The 20,671-nt window shown below is 65.8% G+C and carries 17 protein-coding genes; 8 read left to right on the forward strand and 9 right to left on the reverse strand.

Annotated elements, in window-relative coordinates; translation table 11 throughout:
- Nucleotides 1-10 precede the first annotated feature (10 nt).
- Together JOF46_RS04270 and JOF46_RS22675 are read left to right on the forward strand one after the other, a co-directional pair.
- Nucleotides 11-1,456 (forward strand): NAD(P)/FAD-dependent oxidoreductase, encoded by a 1,446-nt coding sequence (locus JOF46_RS04270; protein WP_209906181.1) that lies wholly within the window; start codon nt 11-13, stop codon nt 1,454-1,456.
- Nucleotides 1,453-1,848 (forward strand): cupin domain-containing protein, encoded by a 396-nt coding sequence (locus tag JOF46_RS22675; RefSeq protein WP_209906182.1) that lies wholly within the window; start codon nt 1,453-1,455, stop codon nt 1,846-1,848. The genes JOF46_RS04270 and JOF46_RS22675 overlap by 4 nt, the downstream gene beginning before the upstream one ends.
- Nucleotides 1,849-1,994: 146 nt before the next feature.
- Here JOF46_RS22675 and JOF46_RS04280 read toward each other — a convergent pair whose 3' ends face one another.
- From JOF46_RS04280 to JOF46_RS04290, 3 genes are all read right to left on the reverse strand, one after another.
- Nucleotides 1,995-2,495 (reverse strand): hypothetical protein, encoded by a 501-nt coding sequence (locus JOF46_RS04280; RefSeq protein WP_209906183.1) that lies wholly within the window; start codon nt 2,493-2,495, stop codon nt 1,995-1,997.
- A 226-nt stretch (nt 2,496-2,721) separates the two neighbouring features.
- The gene (locus JOF46_RS04285) at nt 2,722-4,155 is read right to left on the reverse strand and encodes an amidase (protein WP_209906184.1); all 1,434 of its coding nucleotides are present in this window, start codon (nt 4,153-4,155) and stop codon (nt 2,722-2,724) included.
- Nucleotides 4,156-4,438: 283 nt separating this feature from the next.
- A complete protein-coding gene (locus JOF46_RS04290; protein WP_209906185.1) occupies nt 4,439-5,482 on the reverse strand; it encodes an Lrp/AsnC family transcriptional regulator in 1,044 nt (347 codons plus the stop codon).
- 155 nt (nt 5,483-5,637) lie between these two features.
- Here JOF46_RS04290 and JOF46_RS04295 point away from each other — a divergent pair, with 155 nt between their 5' ends.
- Nucleotides 5,638-7,143 (forward strand): AbgT family transporter, encoded by a 1,506-nt coding sequence (locus JOF46_RS04295; protein WP_209906186.1) that lies wholly within the window; start codon nt 5,638-5,640, stop codon nt 7,141-7,143.
- Nucleotides 7,144-7,212: 69 nt separating this feature from the next.
- Entirely contained in the window at nt 7,213-8,382 is a 1,170-nt protein-coding gene (locus tag JOF46_RS04300) for a M20 family metallopeptidase (RefSeq protein ID WP_342592354.1), read from the forward strand.
- Nucleotides 8,383-8,462: 80 nt separating this feature from the next.
- On the opposite strand, the gene JOF46_RS04305 is transcribed toward JOF46_RS04300, so the two are convergent.
- Nucleotides 8,463-9,962, reverse strand: a complete 1,500-nt coding sequence (locus JOF46_RS04305) for a carboxylesterase/lipase family protein (RefSeq protein ID WP_209906187.1) — start codon at nt 9,960-9,962, stop codon at nt 8,463-8,465.
- 151 nt (nt 9,963-10,113) lie between these two features.
- Here JOF46_RS04305 and JOF46_RS04310 point away from each other — a divergent pair, with 151 nt between their 5' ends.
- The gene (locus JOF46_RS04310; protein WP_209906188.1) at nt 10,114-12,405 is read left to right on the forward strand and encodes a beta-glucosidase; all 2,292 of its coding nucleotides are present in this window, start codon (nt 10,114-10,116) and stop codon (nt 12,403-12,405) included.
- A 173-nt stretch (nt 12,406-12,578) separates the two neighbouring features.
- Here the strand turns inward: JOF46_RS04310 and JOF46_RS04315 are convergent, their stop codons facing one another.
- Entirely contained in the window at nt 12,579-13,460 is an 882-nt protein-coding gene (locus JOF46_RS04315) for a LysR family transcriptional regulator (protein WP_245348001.1), read from the reverse strand.
- Here JOF46_RS04315 and JOF46_RS04320 point away from each other — a divergent pair.
- Entirely contained in the window at nt 13,380-14,654 is a 1,275-nt protein-coding gene (locus tag JOF46_RS04320; RefSeq protein WP_245348002.1) for a YeiH family protein, read from the forward strand. The genes JOF46_RS04315 and JOF46_RS04320 overlap by 81 nt on opposite strands.
- A 17-nt stretch (nt 14,655-14,671) precedes the next feature.
- Here JOF46_RS04320 and JOF46_RS04325 read toward each other — a convergent pair whose 3' ends face one another.
- Together JOF46_RS04325 and JOF46_RS04330 are read right to left on the reverse strand one after the other, a co-directional pair.
- The gene (locus JOF46_RS04325) at nt 14,672-14,992 is read right to left on the reverse strand and encodes a TMEM175 family protein (RefSeq protein ID WP_209906190.1); all 321 of its coding nucleotides are present in this window, start codon (nt 14,990-14,992) and stop codon (nt 14,672-14,674) included.
- 137 nt (nt 14,993-15,129) lie between these two features.
- Nucleotides 15,130-16,077 carry a CHAD domain-containing protein gene (locus JOF46_RS04330; protein WP_209906191.1) on the reverse strand — a complete coding sequence of 316 codons (948 nt, stop codon included), beginning with the start codon at nt 16,075-16,077 and terminating at the stop codon, nt 15,130-15,132.
- A 300-nt stretch (nt 16,078-16,377) separates the two neighbouring features.
- Here JOF46_RS04330 and JOF46_RS04335 point away from each other — a divergent pair, with 300 nt between their 5' ends.
- Nucleotides 16,378-16,767, forward strand: a complete 390-nt coding sequence (locus tag JOF46_RS04335) for a VOC family protein (RefSeq protein WP_209906192.1) — start codon at nt 16,378-16,380, stop codon at nt 16,765-16,767.
- Between the two features lie 203 nt (nt 16,768-16,970).
- Nucleotides 16,971-18,044, forward strand: a complete 1,074-nt coding sequence (locus tag JOF46_RS04340; protein WP_209906193.1) for an alkene reductase — start codon at nt 16,971-16,973, stop codon at nt 18,042-18,044.
- A 212-nt stretch (nt 18,045-18,256) separates the two neighbouring features.
- Here JOF46_RS04340 and JOF46_RS04345 read toward each other — a convergent pair whose 3' ends face one another.
- A complete protein-coding gene (locus JOF46_RS04345; RefSeq protein ID WP_209906194.1) occupies nt 18,257-19,549 on the reverse strand; it encodes an Nramp family divalent metal transporter in 1,293 nt (430 codons plus the stop codon).
- A gap of 115 nt (nt 19,550-19,664) precedes the next feature.
- The gene (locus JOF46_RS04350; protein ID WP_209906195.1) at nt 19,665-20,600 is read right to left on the reverse strand and encodes a dihydrodipicolinate synthase family protein; all 936 of its coding nucleotides are present in this window, start codon (nt 20,598-20,600) and stop codon (nt 19,665-19,667) included.
- Between the last annotated feature and the right edge of the window lie 71 nt (nt 20,601-20,671).

Genomic DNA, 20,671 nt, shown 5'->3' on the forward strand with positions numbered 1-20,671 from the left:
TGAAAGAGACATGACTGCACCAAAGCCGACATTCTTTGAGAATGCCGAAAAAACCATCGACCCGGCGCTCTGCGCCGCGTCCCTGCGCGAGACCAAGCGCGCGGTGTACTGGCTCGATTCCCCGTTGCGTCCGGGCGTGCGCGAGCCGCTGCGTGCCTCGCTCGAGGCCGACCTGCTGGTCGTCGGCGGCGGCTACACCGGGCTGTGGACCGCGTTGCAGGCCAAGGAACGCAACCCCGAGACCTCGGTGGTGCTGCTGGAGGCCGGCTGGATCGGATCCGAGGCCTCCGGGCGCAACGGCGGGTTCTGCGAAGCCTCCCTGGTGCACGGTGAATCCAACGGCGAGGCCCACCTGCCCAAGGAAAACGCACGGCTGACCGAGCTGGGCAACGAGAACCTCGCCGAGCTGATCGAGAGCATCGAACGCCACGGCATCGACTGCGACCTGGTCCGCGAGGGCGCCCTGGCGGTGGCCACCGAGCCGCACCAGGATGCCTGGCTGCGCGAGGAAGCCAACGGCGAGGACGTCGTGTACCTGGACCGCGCGCAGACCGCCGAGCTGGTCAAGTCCGACGCCTTCTTCTCCGGGGCCTGGTCCAAGGAAGACACCGTGCTGGTCAACCCGGCCAAGCTGGCCTGGGGACTGTTCGAGGCCTGCGAAAAGCTCGGCGTGAAGGTCTTTGAACAGTCCAAGGTCACCGGGCTCGAGGAAGTCGGCGGGCGGATCACGGCGAACACCGCGGGCGGTGCCGTGAACGCGGCACGCGTCGCGTTGGCCACCAACGTCTTCCCTTCACTGCTCAAGCGCAACGCGCTGATGACCGTCCCGGTCTACGACTACGTGCTGGTCACCGAGCCGTTGACCGAGGCGCAGCGGGAAGCCATCGGCTGGGACACCCTGCACGGCCTGGTGGATTTGAACAACCGTTTCCACTACTCGCGCCCGATCATTGACGAAAACGGGGGCTTCCGCATCCTCTACGGCGGCTGGGATGCCATCTACCGTTTCGGCGGCAAGGTCAGCCACGAGTACTACGACAGCGAGCCGACCTACACCAAGCTTGCCGCGCACTTCTTTGCCACCTTCCCCGAGCTGCAGGAACTGAAGTTCTCGCACGCCTGGGGCGGGGCCATCGACTCCTGCAGCCGCTTCTTCTCCTTCTTCGATCTGGCCTACAAGGGCAAGGTCGCCTCCTGCGCCGGGTTCACCGGCCTGGGCGTGGGCGCCAGCCGCTTCGGTGCCAAGGTCATGCTGGATCTGCTCGAGGGCAAGAGCACCGAGCTGACCGAGCTGGAAATGGTCAAGAAGAAGCCGCTGCCCTTCCCGCCGGAGCCGGCGGCCTGGCTCGGGGTCAAGATGATGACAGCTGCCATGGCCCGCGCGGACCACCGCGAGGGCGAGCGCGGCCTGTTCCTCAAGGCCATGGACGCCGTGGGCATGGGGTTCGACTCGTGAGCGGGGCCATCGTCCCGGAATCGGCTTCCCTGAAGAAGCGCCAGCGACGCACCGTCAACGCAGCGGCAGTGTTGCTCGAGCACGACCCGGTCCCCGCCATCCAGGTGCTTGGCGGCGAGCCGAGCACCGCGGCCAAGCGCCTGGGGGAGATATTCGGCGTCGAATTCGGGTTGTGGGAAATGAGTGCCGGGGCCATGAACGACGTGGAAGCCGAGGAGCTTTTCGTGGTGCTCAGCGGATCCGCGACCGTGCAGATCCATGCGAAGAACGGCTTCGACGCGGCCGAGCTGCGCCTGCTGCCTGGCACCGTGTGCCACCTCTCGGCGGGCATGCATACCAGCTGGACGCTGCACGAGCCGCTGCGCAAGATGTACCTGGTCGCGGTCGAATAGGAACGCTGTTGATTGGCAACAAGGCGGTGGTCCCGGGGACTTTCCCGGGACCACCGCCTTGTTGGCCTTGAATTCTTGCAAGGCTGCCTGAACCGTGCGATTCCGAACTTCGAACCGGCTCGGGAGCCGTGGGGGAGCGGAGCCGACTAGATGGTGAGGGCGGTGCCCTCCACGCGGGATTCAGCGGCGACTCGCCGGTTGCGGATGGCGCCGAACGAGCGGCCCACAACGTCGATGCAGAACCCCAGCCCGAAGACCAATGCGAGGGCCGGGAAGCGATTGTTGGCGACCGCGGTGTGCACACCCGCAATTTGATCGGAGATCACCGGCAACGCGTCGGCAACGTACCATCCGTTGACAACCTGCTGCTGGGGAGCTCCCTGGGTGTTGGCATCGTTTCCGGCCTTGATGACCTTGGCCGAGGTCATTCCTATTTTTCCCGCTCCCGGATCGGACACCGCCGGCGTTGAGAACCAGACGATGACGGCAATCGCGGCCACAAGGATCCAGACGATGGCACGGTACGCATCTGCATCAAACATCTTGATGGCGCGGGTACCCGTTCCGGGTGCCGCGTTTCGCTGCTCCTTCAAGGTGTCGACCAATGGCTTGGGTTCAGGGGCGATATTGTTTTCGGGCAGCGACATGTTAGGGGCGTTCCATTCCAGAAGGGGTTTGGGCCTGGGGGCAAAACATGGCTGGCAAGATTGGCCCGGGCCCCAAGGCGAGTGAGTGGGGCCCACTCTATCCGACCCCTCTTCTGGCCTGCGCTTTCGTGCGATGTGCACCAGTCGGGCAGGAACAGACGGCGAGGGTTCTTCCGGCACAAATTGCGCCGGAAGAACCATCGCCTGTTTCAGGAGAGCGCGCTGCCTAGACCTTTGCCGCGGCGTTCACCTGCGGCCACCAGGAGGCCTTGTTCCACAGGCCCAGGGATTCCTCGAGAGCCTGACCCAGGGTGAAGACAGTTGCATCGTCGTAGGTGCGTCCGACGATCTGCACGCCGGTGGGAACACCGTTCGGCGCGATGCCCGAGGGCACCGCGAGGACCGGGACGCGGCCAACCACGTTGAACGGCAGGGTCAGTGCCGATTCAAGCCAGGAAACCTGCTGTCCGTTGATTTCGATGGTGCCTTCCGGATCGGCGAAGTCGGCGGCCAGGCCCTGGGCCGCATTGGTGGGGCAGAGCAGCGCGTCGTAGCTTTCGAGCAGCTTGCCCAGCGGGGCGTAGAGCTCGGCCTCGGAGACCAAGCCCTCGGCGAAGGAGCCTGCTTCGGCAGCGTGCTTGGCAAAGCTGCGCGTGTACGGCATGAGCAGTTTCTGCTGCCCGCGGGAAATCTCGGAGATGAAAGCGCCCATGATGCCGCCGAAGTGCGCCCAGGCTGTGGCAACCAGCTGCTTGCGGGTCCACGGCAAGGTGACCTCGTCAACGGTGACACCTGCATTGCGCAGGGCCTCGGCCGCGGCGCGGGTGTTGGCCTCGACGGCCGGTTCGATGGCGTAGTCGCCCAGGTTCACGCACAAGGCCACGCGCATGCCCTGGGCGGCCTCGGCCTTGGGAATGCCAAGCACGTAGGCGGGGCGGACCGAGGCCTGGTCGGTGTGGTGCGGCCCGGCGATGACGTTCTGCAGCATCGCAACGTCGGCGACTGAGCGGCCCATGGGGCCGTCGGCGCAATAGGTGTCCTGGTTGAACGGGGCCATGCCCGGCACCCGGCCGAAGGGAGGCTTGAAGCCGACCAGGCCGTTGAAGGAAGCCGGGATGCGGATGGAACCGCCGATGTCAGAGCCCGTGGCCAGGATGGTTTCGCCGGCCGCCAGTGCCGCGCCGGAGCCGCCGGAGGAGCCTCCCGGGGTCATCTCCAGGTTCCAGGGGTTGCGGGTCACGCCCCAGAGCTTGGAGTGGGTGTATCCGGCGCAGCAGAATTCCGGGGTGGTGGTGCGGCCGTGCACCACGGCGCCGGCGGCAAAGATGCGCTCGACGATCGGGTGGGTTGCCTCGGCGATGTTTCCCTTGGCAAGCAGCGAGCCTTCCTCGGCGGTGTACCCGGCGATGGGCTGCTCTTCCTTGAGCAGCAGCGGGATGCCCTCGAGCGCGCCGAGCGTTGCGCCATTGGTGGCGAAGCGTTCCTGCGAGGCGCGGGCCGCGTCGTAGGCGAGCTCGAGCATTTGTTCGGTCAGCGCATTGATGGCGGGTTCCACCGCGGCGGTGCGTGCCACGACTGCATCAAGCAGCTCGACGGGCGAGAGCTCCTTGGAATCAAAAAGTTCGCGTGCCTTGGTGGCCGTGAGGTGGTGCAGCTCCATCGCGGGATGGCTCCGATCTGGGGTTGGCGTCGTGTCGGGGCAGGCAAGCCTCCCATTAGCGAGACTAGGCTCACACGCCATTTAAGTCAACGGTGATGACATCGATGTTGACGGAGAGTGCCCGACCGTTGCCAGCGCGCCGTGCCGGCGGCGCTGCCGCACCAAGGCCCAGTGCCCCGCAGCGCGGGAAAGCCAAGGGCACCCCTGCCGCGGGGCGGGGGTGCCCTTGCTTGGAAATCGGCGCCGGAGATCCCGCGCATGGGAGCTGCGGGGCGGGTTCGGCTCAGCTCGCAGCGGTGGCCGGGCGCGGGAGGAGCTCGGTGCGCCGGGCTCCCAGCACAAACCCTTCGCCCCGGTCGATCCATTGGCGGCGCAGCACCCGCAGCACCATGGACATGTTCATGCCCACCACCCCGGGCAGGTCACCGAGGTCGCCGGTGGTGAAGTCGGCAAGCTCCTCCTCGTCGCGGAACACCCCGTGGTAGAACACCGAGGCGGGCCCGGCGGTCATGACGGTGTAGCGGGCCGAGGCGTGGGAGCTGAGGTGGGCCAGGGCCTCGGGGATGTGGCGCGGCTGGATCTGCAGGGTGATCAACGCTGTGATCGGGTAGCCCAGCAGCGCGGGTTCGATCTCCGCCCGGGGCCGTGCCGTCCCGGATTCCAGCAGCGACTGCACCACGCGGTAGGCGCTCGAGGTGCTGATCCCCAGCTCCCGGGCCACCTTCGCCGAGGAAACCCGCCCGTCATCGAGCAGCATGCCCAGCGCGTCGAGTTCCGCGGCGCCCAGCTCGGGGACCGGGGCGCCTGCGGTGCCGGATGCCGGGTCGTAGTCGGCCAGCGCTGTGAGCTTGGCGGTAGCTTCGGCATCCAGTCGGTGCAGCCTCCAGCCAAAGCCCTCGCTGGCTGCGCGCAACACCAGGTCCGAGCGCAGGGAATCGACCCCCTCGATCAGCGGCAGCCGCACAGTCAGCAGGTCGTTGATGTCGGTGCCTGGCAGTGGGTAGATCGTGCAGTACAGATCGGTGATGCCCGTGGTGAGCATGATCGATTGGACCTCCGGGACCTCACGCAGGGCATCGGCCACCGCCCGGGTGCGTCCGGGGGTGCACTTGATCCACACCACGTAGGGATTCCCACTGGTCAAAACAGTCCAGCGGGCCGAGGCGATCACGCGCAGCACCCCGCGCTCCTGCAGGTTGGCCAGCCGGCGGCTCGCGGTGGTCGGCTTAACGCCGATGACCTCGGCAATCATGTTGATCGGAGCCCGCGGGGCAAGCTGCAGTGCGGCGACCAGATCGAGGTCGGCATCGTCGAGTTCATGGACCAAGATTTCCTCCTTGGGATATTTCACCACTATAGTTGCCTCTCGTGACAACAATCACCACAATCTGTGGTGTTGTTGGTTGAAACTATTGATTGGATTGGCTTGTGGTGATGGAAGCGGAGACGAAGACGAAGGAGTCCCGTCGCGGTATTGGTTCAATGTTGAAGTTCATGGACGTCGTGGAGCGGGTGGGCAACAAGCTGCCCCATCCATTCTGGCTGTTCGTGGGCCTGAGCGTGGTGCTGGTGTTGGTCAGCGCATTGCTGTCGGCATTGAATGTCTCGGCCGTTTCCCCGGCCACCGGGGAAACCATTGTGGTGCGCAACCTGCTCTCCGCCGAAGGCCTGGACTTGATGATGGGCGACCTCATCAAGAACTTCATCACCTTCCCGCCGCTGGGCCTGATCCTGGTGGTCATGCTCGGTGTCTCCATCGCCGACAAGGGCGGGCTGCTGACCGCGCTGATGCGCTCGATGCTGGCCCGCGTGCCGGCCAAGATGGTCACCTTCACCGTCGCACTAGCCTCCATGTTTGCCCACATCGCCTCCGATGCTGCATTCATTGTCATGATCCCGCTGGGCATGATCGCTTTCAGGTCGGTGGGCCGAAGCCCGGTCATCGGTGCCATTGTCGCCTACGTGGCGGTCGGCGGCGCGGGCTCCGTCAGCCCGATCATCGAGGGATCTGACGCCGTTTACGCAGGCTTGACCAGCGCAGCGGCCCACACCATTGATCCAAACTACGTGGTGTCGCCGGTATCAAACTACTTCTTCGGCGTGGTGTCCTCGCTCGTGCTCGCCGTTTCCATCACGATTGTGACCGAACTCGTGGTGTCCAAGCGCGTCGAGGCCATGAACAAGATCCTCCCGGACCTGGTGGACCCCACCGGCATTCCCGACATGAAGCTTTCCGCCATCGAGCGCAAGGCCGTGCGCAAGGCGGGAATCGCCGCGGCCATCTTCATGGCCCTGCTGGTGCTTGCCGTGGTGCCGCAGGCTTCGCCGCTGCGCGGCGAGGGCGGCTCGATCGTTGATTCCCCGCTGATCGACAATGTCGCGGTGTTCCTGATGCTGTTTTTCGCCACCGTCGGCATCGCCTACGGAAAGACCGTGGGAACCATCAAATCCGCCCGCGACGTACCGGACCTGATGGGCCAGGGCGTCCGCGACCTGGTGCCGGTCATCGTGCTCTTCTTCGCGGTTTCGCAGTTCCTGGGCTACTTCAAGTGGAGCAACGTGGGACAGCTGGTGGCCATCAACGGGGCAAACTTCCTGGGCTCGGTGGACGCACCGGTCATGCTGATCTTCGTCGGCGCGATCCTGCTCATCAGCATCATGAACCTGCTGCTCACCAGCGGCATTGCCATGTGGTCGCTGGTCGGCCCGGTGCTGGTCCCGATGTTCATGCTGCTGGACATCTACCCGGAAACCAGCCAGGCACTCTTCCGCATCGCCGATGCGCCGACCAACTCGCTCACCCCGATGAGCCCGTACTTCGTGATCGCCCTGGAATTCATCCGCCGCGTGCGGCCCTCGGCGGGCATCGGCACGCTGATGTCCCTGGTGCTGCCGCTGACCCTGGTCAACCTCGCGGTCTGGATCATGATGTTCCTGGGCTGGTACGCCCTGGGCATCCCGCTGGGCCCCGGCGCCCCGGTTCGCTAGGCCGCTTGGCCACGGCGCACCCGGGCCGGCATCTTCGATCATCAAGGCAACACCAGTGAAAGAGCAAAAGTGATTACCGCAGCAGCAACCATGACCCAGATCCACGACTGGACGAAGGCCCACGCCAAGGAAATGGTCGAAGACATCGCCATGCTCGTGGGTCTTGAGACCCCCAGCCGGGACCTGGCGCTGCTGGACACCGCTGCCGGGGCCATCGTTGCGTGGATGCGCGAGCGCCTCGGGGAACCCGACGCCCTGGTTCGCCACAAGCTTGCCGGATACGGGGACGCCATCGATATGAGCTACGGGGACCCGGACACCGCCGGCGTGCTGCTGGTGGGCCACTACGACACCGTGTGGCCTGCCGGGACCCTGGCCGAATGGCCCTTCACCATTCGCGCCGACGGCACCGCCACCGGGCCCGGGGCCTACGACATGAAGGCCGGGCTGGTCACCGCGGTGTGGGCGCTGCGCGCGCTGCGTGCATCCGGCACCCCGCATCCGCCGGTGCGCTTCATCTTCAACGGGGATGAGGAAATCGGCAGCCCGGTCTCCCGCCCGGTCATCGAACGGGCCGCGACCGCGGCCCTGTCCACCCTGGTGCTGGAACCCGGCGTGGGCTGGGATGTGAAGACCGAACGCAAGGGAGTGGGCGCGTTCACCGTGAACATCTCGGGCATCGAATCCCACGCCGGAAACGACCCGCTGGGCGGGGCCAGCGCCATCCACGCGATGGCCGAGCTGATCCCCGAACTCGTCGCCGGACAGGACCATGAGGCCGGCACCACCATCAACGTCGGCGTCATCGGTGGCGGCACCACCCGCAACGTGGTCGCCGGGGCCGCGCACTGCGTGGCGGACGTGCGGGCCTCCACCGCCGCCGAGGCCGACCGCGTGGCCGAGCTCTTCGCCTCGCTGGAGGCCAGCGACCCGCGCATTGAAATCGAGATCACCGGCGGCTGGAACCGCCCGCCGATGCAGTTCACGTCCGTCAGCCGCCCGCTGTGGGAGATGGCGCACTCGGTGTCGGCCGAGCTGCGCGAACCCCTTGAAGGCATCAGCGTGGGCGGCGGCAGCGATGCAAACTTCATTGCGGCACTCGGCCTGCCGGTACTCGACGGCCTGGGCGCCACCGGCGGCGGACCGCACGCCCGCCACGAACACATCGTGCTGGCAGACGTGCCGGACCGTGCGGCACTGGTGGCCGGCATCCTGGCCCGCCACCTGGAGCTCGGCTAACCACCCGGCAGCACAGCCAACGATGGCCGGTGGGCCGCACCCCAACAGGTGCGGCCCACCGGCCATTGTCGATTCCAGCGCTAAAGCACCGCGTCGCTGCGCAGAGAGCGCACGCTGGCGTAGCCGTCGGTGACGGTGCGGGTGAATGAGTCGAAGACGCGGGTCTGCTTGGTGGCGAGGCCATAGGTTCCCCACCCGGGGTCGCCGACCTTGATGAAGGCCAGCGCCGAGGCATGCACGGTGTCGGCCAGTTCCTGCGGGGGCACCGGGCCGGCCAGCGGCTCGACCTTTTCCGAGCCCAGGCAGTCAAAGAAGAACGGCACATCCAGGCAATGCACCGCGGCGTTGAACACCGGGGAGCGCCAGGAGAAGCGCGAGACCCAGGTGGGGGTGCCGGAACGCAGGTCGGCGAGCTCGGCCAGGGCCACGCGGAACATCCGGACGGTGAGGAAACGGCCCATCACCGCCGCGGTGCCCAGCGCCCTGGTCTCGGCGTTGTCGGCCATCCAGACCTTGCGGGAATCCTTGGTGCCACCCATCTTGGTGATCATCCGGGAAGCGGGCAGGAAACGCAGCACCTTCGCGGCCTTGGTAAAGGCCATCGCGAACTCGTCATCCGCGGATGAAAGCCACAGCGGGATGTCCGCGCCGACGCCTGCGGCAAGCGCCTCGGTGGTGGGGTGCGGGATCAACTCCCCGTCCACGACCGGGCCCAGGGCCAGGCCCTCGTCGAGCATCTTCTGCAGGGCGCCCTTGGCCGTGAGGCTGGTGTTCTTCTGCTGCAGCTCGATGATCCTTTCCTCGGGCACCGAGGCAAAACCGGTGCGGTCGGCACTGACCCCGGCTCCCTTGGCAATGGACTCGGTCAGCTCCTTGGCCCGTGGCAGGCCGACATCGGCCAGCGCGCCGGACAGCGAGATGGCCCCGTGGAAGAGCCCGTGCGCGGCGGGCATGCCCAGCAGCGTGAGCACCGCCCCTCCGCCGGCGGACTGCCCGGCAATGGTGACCCTCGACGGGTCCCCGCCGAAGGAGGCAATGTTGTCGCGCACCCACTCAAGCGCGCACAACCAGTCGCGCACCCCGCGGTTCTCCGGGACCCCGGGGATGTGGCCGAACCCGTCAAAGCCCAGGCGGTAGGAGATCACCACGGTGACGACCCCGTCGCGGGCAAAGCCGGTGCTGTTGTACCAAGGGCTGGCGGGGCATCCGGCAAAGAACCCGCCGCCGTGGATCCAGACCAGCACCGGAAGATGGGCATCGGTGTCGCCGGCCGCCGGGGTGGTGACGTTGAGGTTGAGCGTGGAGTCGCCTGGGACGCTGGGTTCGGGGATCAGCGTGACCCCGGGGTCCCCGCGCTGCGGGGTCGGGCCAAAGGCGAGCGCATCGAAGATGCCCTCCCACGGGCCGACGGGAACCGGCGCGGCGAAGCGGAGATCACCCACCGGGGCCTGGGCAAAGGGAATGCCCAGGAATGAGGTGGCGAATCGTCCGTCGGCCAGCGGCCTGTTGGCGCCGCGGAGACTGCCCAGCGGCGTATCAATGACCCGGGTCGCGTGTCCGGTGTCTGGCGTGACTGGCATGTTGGCTCCCGGCTCGGTTGGAGATCGGCGACACCAGTGCTGTCAATGTCGTTGATTTCCACGATATCCGATGCTTGTGGCAAAATCCCTACTGCTATACGGTATTCGAAGACTGGCCTGGAAGACGGCTGAACAGACGAAGAGGGCGGCAATGAGCGAAAAGATCCCCACCGAGCTGACAATCCAGGAAAAGGCTTCGCTGACAACCGGCCGCGATTTCTGGAGCACCTCCGCACTGGCCCCCGCGCAAGTCCCGTCGCTGATCCTCACCGACGGGCCCCACGGGCTGCGCCTGCAGACGGGGGACACCGACCACCTGGGACTCGCGGCTTCGGTCCCCGCCACCTGCTTCCCTCCGGCCGTGACGCTGGGATCGACATTTGACGTTTCACTGCTGGAGCGGGTCGGCGCGGCAATCGGCGCAGAGGCCCGCGCCCAGGGTGTGGCGGTGGTTCTTGGCCCCGGCATCAACATCAAGCGTTCCCCGTTGTGCGGACGCAACTTCGAATACCTCTCCGAGGACCCGCTGGTCTCCGGCGTGCTGGGTTCGGCCCTGGTGGACGGACTGCAGTCCAGGGGCGTGGGTGCCTCGGTCAAGCACTTTGCCGCCAACAACCAGGAAGCCGACCGCATGCGCGTCTCGGCCGACGTGGACCCGCGCCCGCTGCGCGAAATCTACCTGCGCGCCTTCGAGCGCGTGGTGCGCACCGCCGGCCCGTGGACCGTGATGTGCTCCTACAACCGCATCAACGGCGTCACCGCCGCGGAAAACCGCTGGCTGCTCACCGACGTGCTGCGCAAGGACTGGGGCTTCGACGGCGTTGTGGTCTCCGACTGGGGAGCCGTCACCGATCGGGTGCGCTCACTGGAAGCCGGACTCGACCTCGAAATGCCGGGCAACCCCGGCAACAGCATTCCGCATATCACCGCAGCCATCGAATCCGGTGAACTGGACGAAGCGGTGCTGGATGAAAGCGTCGGTCGCCTGATCGACCTGGCGGCCAAGACGCAGCCCGCCACGGGACCGTCGGACCTGGACGCCAACCACGCCCTGGCCCGCGAGGCCGCGGGCAAGGGAATCGTGCTGCTGAAGAACGAGGGCAAGGTGCTGCCGGTCCGCGCCGGAACAAGCCTTGCCGTCATTGGCGAATTTGCCCGATCCCCGCGCTACCAGGGTGCCGGTTCCTCCCAGGTGAACCCGACCCGCGTGGAAACCTTCCTCGACGAAATCCGCTCGCTCCACTCATCCGGCCCCGTCGACTTCGCCCCCGGCTACACGCTCGTGGCAGACGCGGTCGCCAACGCGGAACTCGCCGCCGCGGCCGTTGCCGCGGCAGGAAAGGCGGACACCGTCATCTTCATGGCCGGGCTGCCCGGCAGCGTCGAATCCGAGGGCTTCGACCGCACCACCCTGGAACTTCCAGCCTCCCAACTGGAACTACTGGGGCAGGTCCGTGCGGCAAACCCCAACGTCGTGGTGGCCCTGGTGGGCGGCGGCGTGGTCGAGCTGCCGTTCGCGGACGACGTCCCGGCGATCCTGGCCGCATGGCTCGGCGGACAGGCCGGCGGCGGGGCGCTCGCCGATGTTCTCACCGGAAAGGTCAACCCCTCCGGTCGCCTGGCCGAAACCATTCCGCTGCGCCTCGAGGACACTCCCGCTGCCCTGGATTTCCCCGGCGAACATGGACACGTGCGCTACGGCGAAGGCATCTTCGTGGGCTACCGCTGGTACGACGCCCGCAAGGCAACCGTGCGCTACCCCTTCGGCCACGGGCTGGGCTACACCGACTTCGAGTACTCGGAGCTGGAGATCCAGGCCCGGGATGATGGCCTTCGCGCCACCGTGAAGCTACGCAACACCGGTGCCGTGGCGGGACGTGAAATCGTCCAGCTCTACTTGGGGCTGCCGGGTTCCGCCGTGGCCCGGGCACCGCGCTCGCTGGCCGCCTTCACCTGCATTGAAATGCAGGCGGGCCAGGAGACCGAGGTGGAGCTGTTGGCCGGGCGCTCCGAACTCGCCTACTGGGACACCCGGGTCGACGGTTGGACCGTGGAACCGGGCAGCTACGAGGTGGCAGTCGGTGCCTCGAGCCGTGATGTGCGCTTGGCGGGGAACCTGGAACTGCCGGGGGACAACGTCCAGCTGGAGATCAACGAGGAAACCACGCTGGGCGAACTGCTCGCCGATCCGATCGGCGGCGCCATCATGGCCCAAGTCGCCGGCGAGGCACTGGGCGGGATCACCGGTGGCGGCAGCGACGAGGACGGCGAAACGGCTTCGATGATGGCCACCATGCTCGGGTCGCTGCCCATTGGGCGCCTGGTGAACTTCCCGGGCTCGCCCATGACCCGTGAATCCCTGGCCCAGCTCATTGGCGGGATCCAGGGTGCGCGTGCGGCCGCAGCCGCGGGGCAACTTCCGCCCGAATACGCGACCGAGTAGTCCGGCCGTGTGGCCCCTGTGTTCCGCCCCACTTCCGGGGCCAGGCGGGAATCCCCAGGTAGCAAGTCCATGTTGCCCCACTCCACGGGGCACCGCTCAAAGGACGTTGGTGCAAGGTGCAGCCCATGAATCTCGTGCGAGGACACACGACCTGCTCCATGCCTCGGCGGGATCTATATGGCAGCACGTGCCTGCGCGCAGATCTCCAGCAAAAGTGCCGCGGGCCCATGCGCGGGTTCTGTTCCACGCCAGATTGAATGTAGGTTTCGCTTCAGGTTCCCGCTCTGGAGGGGAACCAGCGCAAAGTTTCCCATTCGCAGCAAACTTTCTACAGCCATCCGGCTCAGAATTGCCGGGCCCATGCCTGCCGAGACCGCCTGGCAGATTGCTGAATTGCTGTTGAACTCAACGAGCGGAACCGCTCGTGCCCCCTGGATACTGTCATCAAGGAACGCTCGTGTACCCGACCCTGCTTCACGTTCCACCAAGGCCGTGCTCGCAATTTCAGACAGCGTGACCGGAGCCGACCGTTGAGCCCACGGATGCGATTTCGGGGCAATGAGAACCAAGTCATCGGTCCAGACAATGCGGGATGAGAGCGCTGCCGGGATATCCGGGGTCTCAACGAAGCCGAGCTCGATGTCTCTGCCTTGGACCGCGGCAATGACTTCCTGCGAATTCATGACCCGCATTTTGGTCTTGATGTGGGAATCCGCCTCGTGCAATTTGCCTATCCACAAGGGAGCCAGGTGCTCGGCAACCGTCATGCTCGCGGCAAAAGTAAATTCTCGATCCTCCGGAGCTGCAAGCGCCTGGGCACCGGTCCACAGCGTGTTCAGGCTCTGCAACGAATCGCGTGCCCATACAACGGTGAGTTTGCCTTCCGGGGTGAGTTTGGACCCCGTGGTTGAACGGGCCAGGAGTTCGTACCCCAGCCGTCGTTCAAGGGTTTTGATGGCACGCGTTGCGTTTGATTGGGCCATCCCCACCGAGCGGGCACCCGCACTCAAGCTTCCGTGATCCGCAATCCCGACCAGCAAGGCAAGGGAAGACATCTGAATCCAATGTTCAATGCCTTGGATGCGTATTGGGAGGGTGTCCATATCAACAGCATATGCCGGTCATGGTCAGATGATGCCTACCCGTGGGACCGGGAACATGAAAACGTCATATGTATGAGCAAAAATGACACTTTCACCGAGCCGCCCCTGGCCATACCGGCCTCAGCAGGGTTGGCTTCGGGCCCGCGCACCGGCACTGGCCCGAAATTCCGGGGCATGCTGCCTGGCCTCCTGGCGTGCGTCGTCGGCGGTGTTATTGCCATGGGGCTGGCCAAGCTGATGCCAGGCATGAGCGCATTGCTGATCGCGATCTTGCTCGGGGCCATTTGGCGGAACCTGCTTCCGGTCCCGGAAATGATCATGCCCGGAGTGACGTTCTCTTCCAAGAAGCTGTTGCGCACAGGCATCGTCCTGTTGGGGCTGCAGCTTGCACTCTCGCAGATCCTGGCGCTGGGTCCAGGCGTTCTGCTGGTGGTGGTCCTCTGTGTTGGCGTGACATTCGGGGCAACGATGCTCATTGGCGGTTGGTTGGGCATGGACCTGTCGCAGCGGCTGTTGATTGCCGCGGGATTCTCGATCTGTGGTGCCGCAGCGGTCGCCGCGACCGAAGGCGCCACCAAGGCCAAGCAGGACCAGGTGGCAACCGCCATTGGCCTCGTGGTGCTCTTTGGCACCTTGATGATCCCGATTGTCCCGGCGCTTGGCGCCTTGCTGGGCATGGATGAATCAGCGATCGGCATGTTGATCGGCGCATCGACCCATGAAGTGGCCCAGGTTGTTGCGGCCGGTGGTGCCGTTGGCTCGAGTGCCCTGGCGGTTGCGGTGACGGTGAAGCTTGCCCGGGTGGTGACCTTGGCCCCGATGATTGCCGGCGTCAGCATGTACATGAACAAGAAGCATGCGGTCGAAGGCGCCAAGAACCCCCCAATTGTCCCGCTCTTCGTGGTTGGCTTCATTGCGATGATGCTGCTGCGCACCACCGGCATCATTCCCGAACCAATGCTCGAATTCGCAAAACTTGCCCAGACCTTCCTGCTTGCCGCAGCAATGTTTGGCCTGGGCCTTGGCGTACACATTCGCGGCCTGATGCGTTCGGGCAGTCGTTCGCTGGTCCTCGCCGCGCTTTCCACCCTGATCATCTTGGGTGTGGCAGTAGCCGGAACCATGCTTTTCCCGCCGGCCGGCTAGGGAAAACCTTCGAGGCGTCAAGATTCCCTTGCGGCGGAAACGGCACGAGGGAATCTTGACGCACACCGGATCACCCGGGCGTTCCAGGTCTGTTGGATCGTCTCGATCGTGCCGGGCTTGCCGCCCTGGGACGAGGACGAGGAGAAGAACAACGATTTCGACGACAACTGGATTCCGATGTACACGAAGCTCAGTACGTAGCTCAGCAGGCCGGACCCGACGGCCGGGGTGAGTGCGGCCAGGCCGTGGCCCTCTGGAACATACAGATCCAGGACCATGATCGTGATGATGATGGCCATGACGCCATCGCTGAACGCTTCCAAGCGGCTGGTGAGCATGCCCGGCCGCCTCCATTCCCAACAACCAATTCGTGTGTGGAAATGTTGGTCCCGATACTTCCTTACGGGGTGGAAGATGGCGGGCTTCCACCGGGATCGGTCCTCGCCCGGTCCGCCAATGCCCGGCCGCACGGCCCTCAGCGTCGCAGCCGTAGCGCTTGTGACTTCCGCCGGGCTCTGGAGTACTGCCGCGCAGCGGAATCTGCGAGTTCTTCCTCCAGCTCCCGAATGCGCTCGCAGGCGTACCGAACCTCTTCGGGCAGGGCGGGGTCGGCGGTGAGGGAATCCAGGAACTCGCGGGTCATCACGCTGTCGTGGTGGTTGCCCAGGATCCTTTGCAGCCGGTGGGCCGTTCGGGCGAGAGCCGGTGCGTGTTTCGGGTGGATCCCAGCGACGGATTCGGCGGCGTGCAGCAGCTGCTTGGTGTCCTTGCGCAGCCGGTGCAGCGAAAGGTCGCGGGCGTGCCCGGGCCGGGTTCGCAGCATGGCCCGGTGGGCGCGGTCCACGATCCTGCCCTGGTTGTTGACGATTCCGGCGGCATCGGTACTGGCGGGACGAAAGGCCCGGCCCGTGGCCGGGGGATGACCGCGGAAGCGTGCAAGGTCATCCAGCAGCCGGCGGTAGCGGGCGGAGACCAGGGCTTGGAGGACCTGGGTGCGGCCGGCATCGCAGGCCGCACCGATCGCGTGCTCGATGGGTTCGCAAGCAGCTGCGGTCCGCCATTTCTCTGGAAGTTCTCCGAGCCGGGCCTGGAGGCGTTCGCGCATCACCTCGGCGTCCCGCTCACGTCCCAGCACCCTGGCCAACCATTTCAGCTCGTGACCAAGTTCTTGGCGGGGCCCGGCGCCAAAGAGACACCCGTAGATGTCCAGGGCGGAGCGCAGCCGCCGCGTGGCCGAGCGCATCTCGTGGACCGCCTCCGGGATCCCGGAACGGACCAGGGGTTCCTGGGCGAGGAGCTCGGCATATTGCAGGTCCAGGTAGTCGAGGGCCATCCGCAGCACCGATTCCTCGCTCAGGGCCGCTGCTGCAAGCGAACCGCGCGCTCGCCGCAGGCGGGTCGTGGGCAACCGGTCACTGGCCATGGCCTGCATCCCTTCCCGAAATCCCAGCACCCGGTGCTGCCGCTGCCCGCCACTGCCGAGCAGCCAACTCCGACTGCGCTATTCCTGATTTTAGGTTCCCGAGACAAAAGCGGACAGACCGAGACCGGCCCGGCCAAGTTGAAGCGGACGCCAAGCACCTCATGGTCGAGCGGCGCATGGTGCCTGGCCCACCCAAGGAACTTGCATCGGCGCTCGCCGGTCGGCACCCTCTGCAACGCCGGTGCCGGGTCCCGCAAACCTTCCGTCCCTGGCCCAGGGGAACCCGTTGGTCTTGCACCCATGACTTACCACCGGATCACCCTTGAAGCCATCAACCTTGAGGCAGCCAACCCCAACGACTTGGCGAAGTTCTGGGCCGCGGTCACAGGTGTCGAGCCATCGGCCGGCGGGGACAGCGTCTACCTGCCGCCCAACGGGCCGGGTGGATTCGGAATGTTCTTCCAACCGGAAAGCGAGCCGCGAGCCGCGCGACAGGTGGCGCACTGGGACCTCACCGTCCCCTGGGGGTCCCGGGTGGCCGAAGTCGAACGCCTGCTCGGTCTGGGGGCCACGCACAAGTGGGATGTCCTGGACGAGGTTCCGCACGTCCAATGGACCACGCTCGCCGACCCGGAGGGCAACCTTTTCTGCGTCGCCGGACACCCGCCCGCGGACCATCAAGGCTCCTGACGCCGGTGTGCCACCGGGCCGGGATTGGCCCGGCAACCTGCTTCCCGGGTGGACGGGCGGTGTGAACCACACCCAAGCCGGGCTGCCGAGGGTCGTGGCGGAAGAACCGTGTTCCGCCTCACCCCTGGGGCCGGGAAGGAATAGCGTTGCCGCAGGAGTGGTTGCACCAGGCAACCACCCCCCGACCTCTGGAGCCCCGCCCCATGGACCTGTTTTCCCCGCTCACCCTCGGTGACCTCGAACTGCCCAACCGACTGGTCATGGCGCCGCTGACCCGCTCCCGTTCCCGCGTGGACGGGGTGCCGAACGCCGACGTCGTCGAGTACTACCGCCAGCGCGCCTCGATGGGATTGATCGTGTCCGAGGGCGTCTACCCCAGCTTCACCGGCCAGGGGTTCGTCCGCCAGCCGGGGCTTGTCACGCAGGAACAGATCGCCGGATGGAAGCGCGTCACCGACGCGGTGCACGCGGAGGGCGGGCTGATTGTCGCCCAAGTCATGCATGCCGGCCGGGTCACGCACCCCGAGACCACCGGGCAGGGCCACGTCGTGGCCCCGAGCGCCATCGCAGTGGATGGGGTCACCCGGACCTACACCGGCAAGCATGCCTACCCCGTCCCGCACGCCCTGGGGACCGATGAGCTTCCGGGCATCGTTGAGGAGTTCGTGAACGGATCCCGCAATGCGATCGCCGCGGGGTTCGACGGCGTGGAACTGCACGGGGCCAACGGCTACCTGCTGCACGAGTTCCTGGCCCCCAGTGCCAACACCCGAACCGATGCCCATGGTGGGTCCCCGGAAAACCGGGCGCGCTTCGTCATCGAGGTCGTCACCGCCGTGGCAAACGCCATCGGGGCGGGCCGCACCGGCCTGCGCATTTCGCCCGAGCACAACGTGCAAGGTGCCGTGGAGAGTGATCCGGTGGATGTCGCCGCCACCTATGCCGCCCTGATCGACGGGATTGCCCCCTTGGGCCTGGCAGCGCTGAGCATCCTGCACGCCGATCCCGCAGGTGCACTCGTCCAGGACCTGCGCTCGCGGTTCAACGGACCGGTCCTGCTGAACACCGGGTTCCAGACCGTCACCACGTACGACGACGCCGCCGCGGTTGCAGCCAACGGCTGGGGAGATGCGGTGGTGGTCGGTCGCCCGGCGATCGCCAACCCGGACCTGGTGCGCCGCTGGCAGGAGGGCCTGCCGCTAAACGAGCCGGATGCGACCACCTTCTACACCGAGGGCGCCGCCGGGTACACCGACTACCCGTTCTGGGAGAACTAATCCACGGGATTCAGGGCAAGTTGGGAACCCTTGGTTGCAGCGTCCTTAACATCGAAAGGTTCACGAGGACCTGAGCCGCGAGGCGCTCGCCGGTTCCCGTAGCGGAAGTGGCTCGTGGCGAAATGCCGGGACGGCCCGGGGAACTTGAACGCGTGGTGGCTCCCTCTCGGATCGAGAGGGAGCCACCACGCGTTGTCTCTTGCAGGGAGTCGTTACTTGAGCAGCACCGTGATGAGCCGCAGGGAAGACGCGACGATGGCAATCAGCCCGATCGCGGCGAACATGTTCTGCCACCACTTGTTGCGCAGGTCCCCCATGATGGAGGTCTTGTTGGCCATGATGACAATCAGGACTCCAAGGAACGGGGCTATCAGAACCGTCAGGGACTGGGCGATAACGATCAATCCGACGGGTGAAGCCTGGAACGAAAGGGTGATGGCCAATCCGAAGGCCAGGATGATTCCCGTGACGATTCTTGCGGTGGGCGACCCTGCCTTTGCCCCACGTCCGAGGGCATCCGAGAACATGGTGCCCCCGGCCGTTGCATTGGCGATCATCGAGGAGAAGGCTGCTCCGGATAGTCCGAGCGCGAAGACCAGCGATCCGACGGGGCCGGCCAGGGGCTCGAATACCGCAGCGAGTGCGTTGATGGTTCCGGCTTCGGCGCCGGTCTTGCCGAGCACGGCCGCTGCCACCATGATGACCAGCGCCGTCATGATGCCCGGGGCGACGATGCCTGGAACCGTGTCAACAAGGGTGATGTCGCGGTAGTCGGCACGGGTGCGGCGGTGTTCCTTGATGCCGTAGGAGGTGTAGAAAGCGGCGTTGATGGAAAAGTTGGTTCCGACCAGTGCTACCACGAGGATCTCGCTTCCGGCCGGAAGTTGTGGAACCATTCCCTCCATGGCCCGGTACCAATCGGGTTGTGCAACCAGGACGCTGGCGATGAAGGCAATGCCCATCAGCACGACGATTACCAGGAGCGCCTTTTCCACGATTCCGTAGACATTGCGGAATGCCAGCACGATACCGACGGCGGCGGTGCACACGATGGTCCACAGGACGGGGGAGCCCCCGAAGACCATGGAAAGGCCGAGCCCGGAGCCGACGGCGTTGCCGACGGAAAACATGAGGGTGATGCCAAAGACACCGATGCCTGCCAGGACTCCGACCGATGGGCCCAGATGATCCTTGATGGAGGTGATCAGGGACGTGGGGGTGGCGATGCCCAGTCGGACGCTCATGTCGGTGAAGAAGATCATCAGGGTCGTGGAAACCGCGATGACCCAGAGCAGGGTGTAGCCGTGGCCGCTGCCCGCCTGCACCGCAGTCGTGAGGTTGCCGGGGCCGAACTGCCATGCTCCGACAACGAAGGCGGGACCCATGAGGGCGAGGTACCCGAGGAATCCCCGGCGCTTGCCCGGAGCGGTGCTACTGACTTCTTGTGTAACCGTCCGTCCGTGGTGGGCATGCGGGGAGGCGACGGTGTTGTGCGGCTCGCTCATGTGCGAGTCCTCCTTCTACTGCAGCATATCGGTGGTCGTCATTGACCTAAGTGGAGAGAGTACAGGGATTGTGGGCGGGGTGGCAGGCCTGGCTGCCACCCCGCAGGCAGGTTGGTTAGGCGGGAACCGTCACGGTGCCAAGGTGTGCTGCGGCGAGTGCTGCGGCAATCTCCTCGGCGGCGCCTTCGGCCAGCGGCAGCAGCGGTGGGCGCACCGTCGCGTGCTCGAGGATTCCGCGAGCGACGAGGCCCTGCTTGAGCGCCACGGTTCCTTCCATGTGCGAACCGCGGTGGTAGACGTTCTTGGTCACCGGGAGCAGCCGGTCGTGGATCGCGCGGGCCGCCGCGTAGTCCTTGGCCTTGCCGGCGGCAATGAGCTCGACAAGCGGCTCGGGCGTGAGCCCGCCGTAGCCGACCAATGCACCGTCGACGTCGAACATGGTGTGCAGCAGGTACTCGTCGTGGCAGGTCAGGATCTGCAGGTCCGGGTAGGTCTTGCGCAGCACCGGGATCTCGGTGTCCCAGCGCTTCATGTTGCGAACGCCGTTCTTGGTGGCGAACACGCCTTCCTGGCCGGCGATCTCAAGCTGCGTTTCCAAGTCGTAGGTGGCCTTGGTGGCATCCGGGTACTGGAACAGAATCAACGGCAGGCCGCTGGTTTCGTAGATTTCCTTGTAGCGGGTCTGGGGTGCGCCCTTCTGGTAACCGAAGCGCAGCCAGCCGTGGGACGGGTAGACAAGGCCCGCGGAGGCACCGGCATTCACGGCACGCTTGGCTTCCAAGGCGGCGACGGTGTTTCCCTCGCCCGTGATGCCGGCGATGATCGGGAGGCTGTCGTTGACCGATTCGCGGAACGCTCGAATCACGAGTGCCTGCTCGTCCTGGGTCAGGAACGTTCCTTCGCCGGCATGGCCGAGGACAACGAGGCCCTTGACACCCTCGACGCTGGCAAGCCATCCGCCCAGGCGGTGGATGGCGTCGACGTCGACGCTTCCGTCGCGGTTGAACGGGGTGACGGGTGCGGGAACAAGTCCACGAAGATCGATGCTCATGAGAACTTCCTCTGTTGTAGTGGGCGAAATCCCGCTATGATGAAAACGTTTGCGGGAACGTTTTCAATCAT

This window comes from Paeniglutamicibacter psychrophenolicus (genome assembly GCF_017876575.1).
Lineage (GTDB): Bacteria > Actinomycetota > Actinomycetes > Actinomycetales > Micrococcaceae > Paeniglutamicibacter > Paeniglutamicibacter psychrophenolicus.

Bases quoted from the DNA above. Each gene is read 5' to 3' on its own strand.
- JOF46_RS04325 (WP_209906190.1), bottom strand. From the start codon at position 14,992: ATGCTCACCAGCCGCTTGGAAGCGTTCAGCGATGGCGTCATGGCCATC.
- JOF46_RS04280 (WP_209906183.1), bottom strand. From the start codon at position 2,495: ATGTCGCTGCCCGAAAACAATATCGCCCCTGAACCCAAGCCATTGGTC.
- JOF46_RS04315 (WP_245348001.1), bottom strand. From the start codon at position 13,460: ATGTCTTCCCTTGCCTTGCTGGTCGGGATTGCGGATCACGGAAGCTTG.
- JOF46_RS04310 (WP_209906188.1), top strand. From the start codon at position 10,114: ATGAGCGAAAAGATCCCCACCGAGCTGACAATCCAGGAAAAGGCTTCG.
- JOF46_RS04345 (WP_209906194.1), bottom strand. From the start codon at position 19,549: ATGAGCGAGCCGCACAACACCGTCGCCTCCCCGCATGCCCACCACGGA.
- JOF46_RS04340 (WP_209906193.1), top strand. From the start codon at position 16,971: ATGGACCTGTTTTCCCCGCTCACCCTCGGTGACCTCGAACTGCCCAAC.
- JOF46_RS04330 (WP_209906191.1), bottom strand. From the start codon at position 16,077: ATGGCCAGTGACCGGTTGCCCACGACCCGCCTGCGGCGAGCGCGCGGT.
- JOF46_RS04270 (WP_209906181.1), top strand. From the start codon at position 11: ATGACTGCACCAAAGCCGACATTCTTTGAGAATGCCGAAAAAACCATC.
- JOF46_RS04285 (WP_209906184.1), bottom strand. From the start codon at position 4,155: ATGGAGCTGCACCACCTCACGGCCACCAAGGCACGCGAACTTTTTGAT.
- JOF46_RS04295 (WP_209906186.1), top strand. From the start codon at position 5,638: ATGTTGAAGTTCATGGACGTCGTGGAGCGGGTGGGCAACAAGCTGCCC.
- JOF46_RS04335 (WP_209906192.1), top strand. From the start codon at position 16,378: ATGACTTACCACCGGATCACCCTTGAAGCCATCAACCTTGAGGCAGCC.
- JOF46_RS04350 (WP_209906195.1), bottom strand. From the start codon at position 20,600: ATGAGCATCGATCTTCGTGGACTTGTTCCCGCACCCGTCACCCCGTTC.
- JOF46_RS04305 (WP_209906187.1), bottom strand. From the start codon at position 9,962: ATGCCAGTCACGCCAGACACCGGACACGCGACCCGGGTCATTGATACG.